Annotated in this window: 12 protein-coding genes and 1 pseudogene; 7 read left to right on the plus strand and 6 right to left on the minus strand. The window is 59.6% G+C overall.

Annotated features, from left to right (window positions below):
• Nucleotides 1-134: 134 nt before the first annotated feature.
• A complete protein-coding gene (locus C0039_RS20635; protein WP_075999844.1) occupies nt 135-407 on the minus strand; it encodes an oxidative damage protection protein in 273 nt (90 codons plus the stop codon).
• A 4-nt stretch (nt 408-411) separates the two neighbouring features.
• Nucleotides 412-1,473, minus strand: coding sequence for an A/G-specific adenine glycosylase (mutY, locus tag C0039_RS20640; RefSeq protein ID WP_075999845.1), 1,062 nt, complete (start codon nt 1,471-1,473; stop codon nt 412-414).
• 262 nt (nt 1,474-1,735) lie between these two features.
• Here mutY and hisB point away from each other — a divergent pair, with 262 nt between their 5' ends.
• Genes hisB through hisF form a run of 4 tightly spaced genes read left to right on the plus strand, consistent with a single transcriptional unit; the run spans nt 1,736 to nt 4,499 of the window.
• Nucleotides 1,736-2,329 (plus strand): imidazoleglycerol-phosphate dehydratase HisB, encoded by a 594-nt coding sequence (gene hisB, locus C0039_RS20645; protein WP_075999846.1) that lies wholly within the window; start codon nt 1,736-1,738, stop codon nt 2,327-2,329.
• Between the two features lie 9 nt (nt 2,330-2,338).
• Nucleotides 2,339-2,989 carry an imidazole glycerol phosphate synthase subunit HisH gene (gene hisH, locus C0039_RS20650; protein ID WP_075999847.1) on the plus strand — a complete coding sequence of 217 codons (651 nt, stop codon included), beginning with the start codon at nt 2,339-2,341 and terminating at the stop codon, nt 2,987-2,989.
• On the plus strand, nt 2,983-3,720 hold the full coding sequence (gene hisA / locus C0039_RS20655; protein WP_075999848.1) for a 1-(5-phosphoribosyl)-5-[(5-phosphoribosylamino)methylideneamino]imidazole-4-carboxamide isomerase: 738 nt from the start codon (nt 2,983-2,985) through the stop codon (nt 3,718-3,720). The genes hisH and hisA overlap by 7 nt, the downstream gene beginning before the upstream one ends.
• Nucleotides 3,721-3,725: 5 nt before the next feature.
• A complete protein-coding gene (hisF, locus tag C0039_RS20660; RefSeq protein ID WP_101519168.1) occupies nt 3,726-4,499 on the plus strand; it encodes an imidazole glycerol phosphate synthase subunit HisF in 774 nt (257 codons plus the stop codon).
• A 75-nt stretch (nt 4,500-4,574) separates the two neighbouring features.
• Here the strand turns inward: hisF and C0039_RS21385 are convergent.
• From C0039_RS21385 to gpmI, 4 genes and pseudogenes are all read right to left on the minus strand, one after another.
• Nucleotides 4,575-5,399: pseudogene (locus tag C0039_RS21385) on the minus strand (divergent polysaccharide deacetylase family protein); the annotation flags it as partial.
• The gene (locus C0039_RS20670; protein ID WP_101519170.1) at nt 5,350-6,666 is read right to left on the minus strand and encodes a S41 family peptidase; all 1,317 of its coding nucleotides are present in this window, start codon (nt 6,664-6,666) and stop codon (nt 5,350-5,352) included. The gene C0039_RS20670 and the pseudogene C0039_RS21385, both read right to left, overlap by 50 nt.
• 103 nt (nt 6,667-6,769) lie before the next feature.
• On the minus strand, nt 6,770-7,861 hold the full coding sequence (locus C0039_RS20675) for a murein hydrolase activator EnvC family protein (protein WP_165787211.1): 1,092 nt from the start codon (nt 7,859-7,861) through the stop codon (nt 6,770-6,772).
• A gap of 98 nt (nt 7,862-7,959) precedes the next feature.
• Nucleotides 7,960-9,516 carry a 2,3-bisphosphoglycerate-independent phosphoglycerate mutase gene (gene gpmI, locus C0039_RS20680; protein WP_075999853.1) on the minus strand — a complete coding sequence of 519 codons (1,557 nt, stop codon included), beginning with the start codon at nt 9,514-9,516 and terminating at the stop codon, nt 7,960-7,962.
• A gap of 235 nt (nt 9,517-9,751) precedes the next feature.
• On the opposite strand from gpmI, the gene C0039_RS20685 reads away from it, so the two are divergent.
• The 3 genes from C0039_RS20685 to secB are packed head-to-tail and all read left to right on the plus strand — an operon-like array spanning nt 9,752 to nt 10,960.
• A complete protein-coding gene (locus C0039_RS20685) occupies nt 9,752-10,171 on the plus strand; it encodes a rhodanese-like domain-containing protein (protein ID WP_075999854.1) in 420 nt (139 codons plus the stop codon).
• On the plus strand, nt 10,171-10,440 hold the full coding sequence (gene grxC, locus C0039_RS20690) for a glutaredoxin 3 (protein ID WP_101519171.1): 270 nt from the start codon (nt 10,171-10,173) through the stop codon (nt 10,438-10,440). The genes C0039_RS20685 and grxC overlap by 1 nt, the downstream gene beginning before the upstream one ends.
• A 40-nt stretch (nt 10,441-10,480) precedes the next feature.
• Nucleotides 10,481-10,960, plus strand: coding sequence for a protein-export chaperone SecB (gene secB / locus C0039_RS20695; protein ID WP_076002207.1), 480 nt, complete (start codon nt 10,481-10,483; stop codon nt 10,958-10,960).
• Nucleotides 10,961-11,054 lie beyond the last annotated feature (94 nt).

Here is an 11,054-nt window from a genome sequence, read left to right on the forward strand (position 1 = left end):
CCGACACGGGGATTTTCAATCCCCTGCTCTACCAACTGAGCTATCCGGGCGAGGTCGCGAAAAGCGAGAGGCGCGTATTAAACCCGTATGACCCTTCCTAGTCAAGGGTGGCTTGGGCCGACTCCCCCAAGTCATTATGAGCTGGGTGGTACGTATCCCTCGGCCTTGTCATAGTCCTCACCAGCGAAGAACTTATCCATTTCACCCTGAAGGTACTTACGCGCCTCGGGGTCTGCCAGCGAGAGGTGCTTTTCATTGATCAACATGGTCTGGTGGCCCTGCCAGTCCTGCCAGGCCTGCTTAGAGACGTTCTCAAATATATCCTGGCCCTTCGGCCCGGGATAAGGCGGCGCGTCCAGTCCTTCCAGCTCTTGCTGGTACTTCTTGCAGAAAATCGTGCGGGGCATCTGTTTACTCCTCTACTTGCCGGTTAGCGGCGAGTTGCGCCAGCAGCCCGACTACGGGAGCTGCCAGGCCTATTTTCGGGGGCTGGCGGACGTTATACCAGAGCTGGCGGTTTGCATCCATTATCCGCCCCGGGCTGGCTGTGATTTCTGCCAGCACCGGTTCGATATCCAGGTGATAGTGGCTGAAGGTGTGGCGAAATACCGGCCAGCTCTGCGTTGCGCTGGGCACCAACCCGGTGAGGTCAAGGCAATGGCTTTCGGGAATCAGGTCAGCGGCCTCGGGGAAACACCATAGCCCGCCCCATATTCCTGTAGCAGGACGTTTCTCCAGCAGTAGTTGGCCACCGGGATCGCGGATCATCAGGAAGCGTGTTTCCCTGACCGGCAGAGTTTTTTTCGGTTTCTTTCCCGGATAGTCCAGCTGTCTCCCGTTGGCATGGGCTTCGCAGTCATTGCGCAGCGGGCATTCCTCGCAGCGCGGCGAAGAGCGCTTACAGAGCGTTGCTCCGAGATCCATCATTGCCTGGGTGTAGTCTGCGCAGCGCGCCTGGGGTGTCAAGGTCTCGGCAATGCGCCAGAGTTCATCATGCACCTGGCGTGTTCCGGGCCAGCCATCCACGGCGCGGTAGCGAGCCAAAACCCGCTTGACGTTGCCATCCAGTATGCTGGCCCGCCTGCCATGCGCAATACTGAGAATGGCGCCGGCAGTAGAGCGCCCAACGCCGGGCAGAGACTCCAGGCCTTCCAGGGTGTCCGGAAATTGCCCCGACAGATTTTCGCTGACGTGCTTTGCGGCCTTGTGCAGGTTGCGCGCCCTGGCGTAGTAGCCCAGCCCTGTCCACAGATGTAAAACCTCGTCTTCGGGTGCGGCGGCGAGGGCCTCCACGGTGGGGAAGTGTTGCATCATGCGCTGGAAGTAGGGAATGACTGTGTTGACCTGAGTTTGCTGCAGCATGATCTCTGACACCCAGACCCGGTAGGGGCTTGTGTCATGCTGCCAGGGCAGGTCATGGCGACCGTTTTGGTCGAACCAGGTGAGAACTCGTTGGGCGAAATCGGCGGACATGGGGCGGCAGGGTTCTCGTGTTCTCAGGGTTCCACGGTGGCGAGTGACCACCCTTGCGGGAACGCTGTTTCAGTTTGGCAAGGTGGGTGATGGTACTGGATTCCGCCATGGGGGACCATCGCCTCCGGGGTGATGGCGCCCGCGGGCCGCATAGCGCGTCAGAAGTGCATGAAGGTCGCCAGTGAAATCAGCTAGTTGTTGCCCTATACTGTGGCCCTTTTTCGGGGGCAGGCCCCGAATGTGGACGCATTTGGAGTAGCCCATGGCTGAACGCAAGGCCAGAGTGGAACGTAATACGCTGGAAACGCAGATTACCGCGGCGGTGAACCTGGACGGTACTGGTGCAGCGGCCCTGGACACGGGAATCCCGTTTCTGGAGCACATGCTGGACCAGATCGCTCGCCATGGTCTGATCGACCTGGATATCAAGGCGGTGGGTGACCTGCACATCGACGATCATCACACTGTCGAGGATATCGGTATTACCCTGGGGCAAGCGTTCAACCAGGCGCTGGGTGACAAGAAAGGCATCATGCGTTACGGCCACGCCTACTGTCCGCTTGATGAAGCGCTCTCGCGCGTCGTCATCGACTTTTCCGGTCGTCCCGGACTGACGTTCAATGTGCCGTTCACGCGCGCCGCCGTGGGTGGTTTCGACGTGGACCTGTTTATGGAGTTCTTCCAGGGCTTCGTCAATCACGCCCAGGTCACCCTGCACGTGGACAACCTGCGTGGCGATAATACGCACCACCAGATTGAGACCGTCTTCAAGGCCTTTGGCCGCGCCATGCGTATGGCGCTGGCAGAAGATCCGCGTATGGCCGGCGTAACGCCGTCCACCAAGGGCGTACTCTAGGATATTGCAATGAGTGGTGTAGTTGCCGTCATTGATTACGGCATGGGTAACCTGCATTCAGTGGCCAGTGCCCTGGCGCACGTGGGTGCAGGCAAAGTTGTTGTCACCCATGACGCTGCGCAGATTCGCGAAGCCGACCGCGTGGTCTTTCCCGGGGTGGGCGCCATGCGTGATTGCATGGACGAGATCCGGCGGCTTGGGTGTGACCAGCTGCTGGCCGAGGCCATGGTGGAGCAGCACAAACCGGTATTGGCAATATGCGTCGGCATGCAGGCCCTGATGACCCACTCTGAAGAAAACGGAGGGGTAAACTGCCTCGGCCTGATGCCCGGTGAGGTACGCTATTTTGGCAACCCGCTGACCGACGCACAGGGTAACCGCCTGAAGGTGCCACACATGGGCTGGAACCAGGTACGACAGGTGCGCGATCACCCGCTGTGGCACGGCATCGATGACGGTGCCCGGTTCTACTTTGTGCACAGCTACTACGTGGATGTTGAGGACAGGGAGCTGGTTGCCGGCGCGCTCGACTACGGTGTTGTTGCCGACGCCGCCCTGGCCCGCGACAATCTTTTTGCCACCCAGTTTCACCCTGAGAAGAGCCACACTGCCGGCTTGCAACTATTGAAAAACTTCCTGACATGGAACGGCCAATGCTGATTATCCCCGCCATTGATTTAAAAGACGGCCACTGCGTGCGCCTGCGCCAGGGCCTTATGGAAGACAGTACGGTCTTTTCAGATGACCCCGTGGCCATGGCTGCGCGCTGGGTAGATGCGGGTTGCCGGCGCCTGCACCTGGTCGATCTCAACGGTGCTTTTGCCGGAGAGCCAGTCAACGGAGAGGTGGTGACAGCTATTGCCGCCGCCTACCCTGACCTGCCTATCCAGATTGGCGGTGGTATTCGCAGCCTGGAAACAATCGAGCATTACATCAGGGCCGGTGTCAGCTTTGTCATCATTGGTACCAGGGCCGTTAAGGAGCCCGACTTTGTTGGCGAGGCCTGTCGCGCCTTTCCTGGAAAGGTGATTGTCGGCCTCGATGCAAAAGATGGCCTGGTGGCCACTGACGGCTGGGCAGAAGTTTCAACTATTCAGGCGGCAGACCTCGCCAGGCAGTTTGAATCTGATGGCGTGTCTTCCATTGTCTATACCGACATAGCCCGCGACGGGATGATGCAGGGGGTTAATGTCGAGGCGACTGTCGCCATGGCCAACGCATCCTCCATTCCGATTATTGCCTCCGGTGGCATCACCAATCTAGATGACATACGCGCCCTGAAAGCTGTCTCCGACCAGGGTATCTGCGGCGCGATAACCGGACGTGCGATCTACGAGGGCACCCTGGATGTGGCCGAGGCCCAGCGCCTTTGTGACGGCATCGGAGCGTAAGTTTCATGGGTCTGGCCAAGCGTATAATTCCCTGCCTGGATGTCGAGAACGGACGCGTGGTAAAAGGCGTCAACTTTGTCGATATTCGCGATGCGGGTGATCCCGTGGAAATCGCCATGCGCTATAACGAACAGGGCGCCGACGAAATCACGTTTCTGGATATAACAGCCAGTCACGAGGGACGGGAGACCACTGTACACACGGTTGAGCAGATCGCCGAGAATGTGTTTATACCGCTAACTGTCGGCGGAGGTATCCGCACCGTAAACGACATTCGCACCATGCTCAATGCCGGGGCCGACAAGGTCAGTATCAATACGGCTGCGATTCATAATCCAGAGCTGGTACGTGAATCCGCGGAGCGCTTTGGTTCGCAGTGCATTGTCGTCGCTATCGATGCCAAGCGCGTTGAGGATGTCGATGGCGCGCCGCGCTATGAGATCTTCACGCACGGGGGGCGTAAACCCACCGGTATCGATGCGGTGGCCTGGGCGCGAAAAATGGCAGACCTGGGCGCCGGTGAAATACTTCTCACCAGCATGGACCGCGACGGAACCAGGAACGGTTTTGAGCTGGGCGTGACTCGCGCAATCACTGACGCGGTAGAAATTCCGGTGATTGCGTCAGGGGGAGTGGGTAACCTGGATCACCTGGTAGAAGGTATCACCCTGGGCGGTGCCGACGCCGTGCTCGCCGCGAGTATCTTTCACTTCGGAGAGTACACTGTCCCCGAGGCCAAGGCTTATATGGCTGAGCATGGTATCGAAGTCCGGCTCTGAAGCAGGACTGTAATCATCCAGCGGTGGCGCCGCCGTGTCCGGTAAACTGCCCGACTCCCTTAACACCTCTGAGACCAGTGCCAGGCGGATCCCACGACACTTCAGGGCGGGCAGTGCCTTGTGCAAGTAGTTTGCGGTCTCCGCGTAGGGGTGCCCTATACCCACTGCCAGTCCCTTGTGTTCGGCTCTCCTGACCAGAGCCCGGAACTGCCTGTCGATCGCCCTTTCCGTTGCCTCGTTATCGAGGAAGACTGAGCGTGACAAATGGGGTACTGCGAAGCGAGCAGCCGTCTTTCCGGCGATTGTCGCTGGGCTGGTGCGTGAATCAACGAAGTAGAGATTGCGGCGTAACAGCGTTCCCATCACCCAGCCCATTTGTTGCGGCATGGTGGTCAGTTCGCTACCCATGTGGTTGTTGATACCGCGCACGTGGGGGATGGCCTCGATGTCCGCTTCCAGTACCTGGGCAAAGTCTTCCTCGGACAGCGAGGGGGTTAGTCCTCCCGGTCCTATCGGCATGCCCCCGGAGTTGCTCATGGGAGCATGGAGCATGATCTCCTTGCCCGCTTGATGCCCGGCGCGTGCCAGTTTCGTGGCATAGGGTGTATGGGGGAGGACCGCGAGATTAACTTTTCCAGGCAGTTCAACCATGTCCATACCGGTGTCGTAGTGGTAACCGAGATCGTCGATGATCAACACCACAGTCCCACGCGGGTCAGGGGCCGCCAGGCCCTGGGGCGGCAGGTCAGCACAGGAATCAGTCCAGTGGCCTGAGGCACTGGCGCCGGATGATATGCACACCAGCAGCAGCCAGGCGATCAGGCCGGGCAGTGCAGGTGACCCCCTGCGGTCAGGACTCGCCCTGAACCGCGTCCCCGTTTTCGTTGGTCTTTTTATCACGCATCCCTAGTACGTTCAGGCCTTTGAGCAGGGTCAGGGCCTCGTACAGTTGGTTGTCCCGACTCAGCAAGGCGCTGGCGGGCTTCTTTTCTGTTGTATGGCTCTCGCCGTTGATGTTGTCGAGGTGACCGGACAAGTCGGCTTCCGTCACTCCGCGACGAGTGTCGTAAGCGGTGACGCGCGCACGCTCCACCTCGATATCTGGCTCAATACCCTCTGCCTGAATCGAACGCCCGTTGGGTGTGAAGTACAGGGCGGTAGTGAGCTTCACAGCGCGGGAATCCGATATGGGCAGTACGGTCTGCACCGACCCCTTGCCGAAACTGCGGGTGCCCATGATCACCGCGCGGCGATGATCCTGCAGGGCGCCGGCCACGATCTCGGAAGCACTCGCAGAGCCTGAATTAATAAGCACGACCAGGGGCGTTCCCGAGGTGGCGTCCGCAGGCTCAGCCTGAAAGTCCATATCCGAATTGGGTAGTCGGCCCTCTGTGTACACCACCTTGCCGCCGTCCATGAACAGGCCGGCGACATCGACGCTGGAACGCAGTACGCCGCCGGGGTTGTTGCGCAGATCGAGTACCAGCCCCAGTAAAGGTTGCTCCTGCATCAGGCTGGACAGGGCCTCTGTCACATCCTCGCCGGTGGAGCTCTGGAACTGGGCAATACGAATGTAACCATAGCCGGGTTCCAGCCAGCGCTGGCGCACGCTGGCCACGCGAATGACATCACGAACCAGTGTGACTTCAAATGGCTGGCTCTCACCGGGGCGCCCGATACTCAATTCGATTGCGCTGCCCACCGGGCCACGCATCATGTCGATGGCCTCGTTCAGGCTCATTCCCTTAACCGGCATTTTCCCCAACTTCAAAATGACGTCACCACTTTGCAGGCCGGCCGCAGCCGCCGGGGAACCGTCGATGGGGGAAATGATTTTAATGTAACCATCTTCCATCCCCACCTCCAGGCCCAGTCCGCTGAACTCGCCACTGGTAACTTCCTGCAGTCCCTCAAACGCCTCGCGAGTAAGGTAGACCGAGTGAGGATCCAGGCCCATGAGCATGCCCTGGATAGCGTATTCCAACAGTTTACTGTCTTCGATGTCTTCTACGTAGCCGACGCGAATCTGGTTGTAGACGTCAGCGAAGGTGCGCAGCTCTTCCAGCGGCAGTTGCCCCTTCTCTTCGATGGCCGCCTGTGCAGGAAGCGCGAGGCAGGCAGCTATCACCAGGGGCAGCAGTGATCTATAAAAAATGAAGCAACGCATGGGTACCGCCAATCGGCCGAAGCCTTATTTCAATCGTTAGACGGCAAGTGTACCCCAAAGCCTGCGATCGTGGCCAAGGGCCGCGATGCGGCACACGGTCGTACTATCGGCGACACCAGCGGGACGGGTTTACCGGCTTACCCTTTTCGCGAACTTCGAAATACAGGGCCGGACGTGACTGGCCGCCGCTGTCGCCAACCGTGCTTATCGGTGTCTCTGCTGTGACCCATTCGCCTACATCGCGAAGCAGGCTCTGGTTGTGCGCATAGAGGCTCATATAGCCCTCGCCGTGATCGATGATCAGCAGCAGGCCCATGCCGCGTAGCCAGTCCGCATAGACGACGCGGCCATGGTGGATCGCTTTCACCGGCGTGCCCGCATCAGCGGGAATGGTCACTCCCTGCCAGCGCATTTTTCCCTGGTTGCGAGGGTTGCCGAAGCGGGCGCTGGCGCGACCAGGTACCGGCCAGGGCATTTTGCCTCGCGCAGCCTTGAATGGCTGGACGTTTTCCGGCACCTGCAGATTGACCACAGCTTCGCGGATCGCATCGAGCAGCTTTTGTAGTTCAGCCTGGTCGGCCTGCATCTGCTTGAGCTGTTCGCCCTTGCCCCGGATGCTCTCGTTGAGCTGAGTCACTGCCAGTTTGCGTTTGTCTTGCGCGGCCACCAGTTTTTTCTGTTGCTCAGCGAGGCGTTGTTCGCGCTCCTGCAACTCACGCAGGGTCGTGGCGATGCGCTGTTCGGTGTGTTGCAGCTCGACCAGGGTATCGCGGAAGGCAGTGAGCAATTCGTTGCGCGCCCGGAAAAAATAGCGATAGTAGGTCATGACGCGGGCCACGGTATCCGGGCTTTCCTGGTTGAGCAGGACTTTTATCTGACCCTGCTGGCCCATCTGCCAGGCGGTCCTCAACTCCACGGCAATGCGTGATTTTTGATCATCGCGGGCTCGCTCAAGGCGCGTCTTTTCCGCCTGCAGGGTTTTCAATTCCGCGCGTTGGTCGGCACTGGCGCGCTGGGCACGCCCGATATCGCGTGCTATTCGCGCTTGCTCCACTTCCGCATCGCGCAGCTGGGTTTGCAGTAAATCACGGCGCTTGCTTGCACTGCCGATTTCCTGATTGATGCGGGCGATCTCTGTCTTCAGCGCCTGCAGGTCGGCACGCGCCTTCTCCTCATCGGACTGAGCCAGTGCCATCGAAGGTAATGCCGCCATCCACACCAGCGCGGCGAGTACGGCTGCGCGGGCCGGGCCCAGCCGGGCCAGGGCGGGGCGTGTGGCTGCGGCTCTTGGGCTCAGGAGTTGTTGCCGGCCAGGTCGCGACCGGTCATCTCGTCAGGCTGCGGCAGGCCCATCAGGCCCAGCAGCGTCGGCGCAATATCCGCGAGAATGCCTCCCTGCGGATCCAGCTTTACCGGTTCAGAGCCAATGTAAACCAGGGGCACCAGCTCGGTAGTATGCTGGGTGTGATGCTGCCCTGATGCATAGTCCATCATCTGCTCGCAGTTACCGTGGTCGGCCGTCACCAGCGCCTGGCCGTTGACCTCCAACAGCGCTTGCTCGACCCGGCCCAGACAGGCGTCCAGTGTTTGTACCGCCTTTACAGCGGCATTGTAGTCGCCCGTATGGCCCACCATATCGCCATTGGCATAGTTGCAGACAAGCAGGTCGTACTGACCGGAGCGGATGGCGGCCACCAGTTTATCGGTAACCTCGTTGGCGCTCATTTCCGGTTGCAGGTCGTAAGTCGCGACGTTCGGTGAGGGGATGAGTTCCCTGTCTTCGCCGGGAAACAGCGCTTCCTGACCGCCGCTGAAGAAGAAAGTGACGTGGGCGTATTTCTCGGTCTCGGCAATGCGTAGCTGGGTCAGGCCAAGCTGGGCGATATAGTCCCCCAGGACGTTCTTTAATGGTTCCGGCGGAAAGGCGCACCGGGCGTCGATATCAGCCGCATATTCGGTGGTCGTGACGAAGTCCGCAAGTTGGGGTCGCACACGCCGCTTGAAGCCATCGAACTCGTCGTCGACAAAGGCGCGGGTCATTTCCCTGGCGCGGTCCGCGCGAAAGTTCATGAACAGCACAACATCGCCATCTGCTACCACGGCGGCAGGCTCCCCGGCGGGGCGAACTGCAGTGGGCAGCACGAACTCATCGTTCTCTTCTCGCGCGTAGGCCGCCTCCAGTCCCGCAGTCCCGGTCTCTGCTGTAAACTCGGCAACGCCCTCGGTGAGTAGCCGGTATGCCGGCTCAACCCGGTCCCAGCGATTGTCGCGGTCCATGGCGTAATAGCGTCCGCAGATGCTGGCTACGCGCCCGCAACCCAGTTCAGCAAAGAGCTGCTCGGCCTTTTCCAGGGATGGGCCGGCGCTGCGCGGTGGCGTATCGCGTCCGTCAAGAAAGGCATGCAGGTAAACACGTTGCGCCCCGCGCGCAGCGGCCAGGCGCACAGCGGCGAAAATTTGCTGCTCATGGCTGTGTACACCACCCGGGGACAGCAGACCGAAAAGGTGTACAGCACCATTACCAGCAACAGCCTTGTCGATGGCTGCGGTGTAGGCCGGGTTTTCGTCGAAGCTGCCGTCGGCGATGGCCTGGTCAATACGGGTAATGTTCTGAAATATAACCCTCCCCGAGCCCAGGCTCATGTGGCCTACTTCAGAGTTGCCCATCTGCCCTGCGGGCAGGCCCACATCCAGGCCGGAGCCTGATACCAGCGTGTGGGGAGCTTCCCGCCAGAGGCGATCCCACACCGGTGTTGTAGCATTGGCAATGGCGTTGTCCTGCGTCTCCTCGCGGTAGCCCCAACCGTCGAGGATAATCAGTACGGTGGGTCGTTTCGGGCTGTCGCTCATAGGGTTTCCAGTTTTCCAGGTGGCTGCTGCAGGTGGGCATTTTACCCTGTCTGGCATTCCCTTGCATGGCATCTGCGTGAGACCGCACAGGCCAGTGCCTGCGGGCCTTTCAGGGCTGGTTGCACGCCCGCTGAGCCTGTATACTCCGGGGCTTTTGGCGATACCTCCCGGCTTTTGGGCCGGGTGCGTACGCGAAACATTCCGGCGGCCTTGCCGCCCTGAGACCGAAAATACCATGGCGCTATATATAGAATTCCTCACCCAGCAATGGCTGCTGGTGGCGGCACTGCTTGCAGTGGCGGTCATGCTGTTTATGCATGAAACCCGCAAGTCGGGAACCTCGCTGACGCCGCAGCAGGCCATAAATGTGATCAATGCCGAGCAGGGTGTCTTTGTAGATATGCGCGACACGGCTGAATTCCGCGCGGGTCACATCGCCGATGCCATGCACATACCCACGAGCAAGTTGATGGCGAATACCGGGCTGTTGGAAAACTACCGGGATAAACCCATCGTTCTGGTTTGCAAGATGGGTCAGTCTGCCGGGGCCGTGGGCAAGAAGCTCAACGCCGATGGCTATGCCAATGTGAATATCATGCGCGGCGGCATGCTGGAGTGGACTAACCTGCAACTGCCGGTGGTGAATAACGGCTGATGTCAGTGCAAACCGGCGTACTGATGTACTCTACCCGCTTCTGCCCCTACTGCGTACGGGCTCGCTTGCTGCTGGACAGCAAGAAGGTGGGCTATGAAGACATTGGCGTGGACACGCGCCCGGAACTGCGCCGGGAGATGATGGATAAGAGCGGCCGGCGCACGGTGCCGCAGATCTGGATCGGCGACCGCCATGTGGGCGGCTATGACGACCTGGCGCGCCTGGAGCGGGCGGGCGAACTGGACGAGTTACTCAAACAGGTGTCCTGACCGGGCGCCGCAATATTCAAGACTAATGGAGGACGGCAAAATGGCCGAAGAACAGGTTCAACAGCAATTCGCGATGCAGCGTATCTACACCAAGGACATTTCTTTTGAGTCGCCAGCGACACCGGGAGTGTTCAAGAAGCAGTGGCAGCCGGCAGTAAACGTTGATCTCAACACCAAGAGCGACAAGATTGATGACAACGGTAACTTTGAAGTTGTGCTGTCCATCACTATCACGGCCAAGGTCGAAGAAGAAACTGCATTTCTGGTGGAAGTCCAGCAGGCAGGTATTTTCATGATCACGGGTATAGAGGGAGAGGACCTGCGCCGGGTGCTTGGCACAGCAGCGCCGAATATCCTGTTCCCTTACGCGCGCGAGTCCATCGATTCCCTGTGTGTGAAAGGCGGCTTCCCACCGGTGATGCTGGCACCGGTAAACTTCGATGCTTTGTATCAGCAGGCGCTGGCCCAGTCACAGGCGCAGGCAGCGCAGGCTGATGACGGTGAAGCAGCCACGCATTGATTGGCCGGTTGCTCATTAAAAAAGGAGCTTCGGCCACTGCTGTCCCACAATTAGGGACGAAATAGAAAAGCCTGAATCTCAGTAGTTATAATGA

It is taken from the genome of Pseudohalioglobus lutimaris (assembly GCF_002866825.1).
GTDB lineage: Bacteria > Pseudomonadota > Gammaproteobacteria > Pseudomonadales > Halieaceae > Halioglobus > Halioglobus lutimaris.

Coding starts and splice junctions, on each gene's coding strand:
- C0039_RS20635 (WP_075999844.1), bottom strand. CDS start 407: ATGCCCCGCACGATTTTCTGCAAGAAGTACCAGCAAGAGCTGGAAGGA.
- mutY (WP_075999845.1), bottom strand. CDS start 1,473: ATGTCCGCCGATTTCGCCCAACGAGTTCTCACCTGGTTCGACCAAAAC.
- hisB (WP_075999846.1), top strand. CDS start 1,736: ATGGCTGAACGCAAGGCCAGAGTGGAACGTAATACGCTGGAAACGCAG.
- hisH (WP_075999847.1), top strand. CDS start 2,339: ATGAGTGGTGTAGTTGCCGTCATTGATTACGGCATGGGTAACCTGCAT.
- hisA (WP_075999848.1), top strand. CDS start 2,983: ATGCTGATTATCCCCGCCATTGATTTAAAAGACGGCCACTGCGTGCGC.
- hisF (WP_101519168.1), top strand. CDS start 3,726: ATGGGTCTGGCCAAGCGTATAATTCCCTGCCTGGATGTCGAGAACGGA.
- C0039_RS20670 (WP_101519170.1), bottom strand. CDS start 6,666: ATGCGTTGCTTCATTTTTTATAGATCACTGCTGCCCCTGGTGATAGCT.
- C0039_RS20675 (WP_165787211.1), bottom strand. CDS start 7,861: ATGGCACTGGCTCAGTCCGATGAGGAGAAGGCGCGTGCCGACCTGCAG.
- gpmI (WP_075999853.1), bottom strand. CDS start 9,516: ATGAGCGACAGCCCGAAACGACCCACCGTACTGATTATCCTCGACGGT.
- C0039_RS20685 (WP_075999854.1), top strand. CDS start 9,752: ATGGCGCTATATATAGAATTCCTCACCCAGCAATGGCTGCTGGTGGCG.
- grxC (WP_101519171.1), top strand. CDS start 10,171: ATGTCAGTGCAAACCGGCGTACTGATGTACTCTACCCGCTTCTGCCCC.
- secB (WP_076002207.1), top strand. CDS start 10,481: ATGGCCGAAGAACAGGTTCAACAGCAATTCGCGATGCAGCGTATCTAC.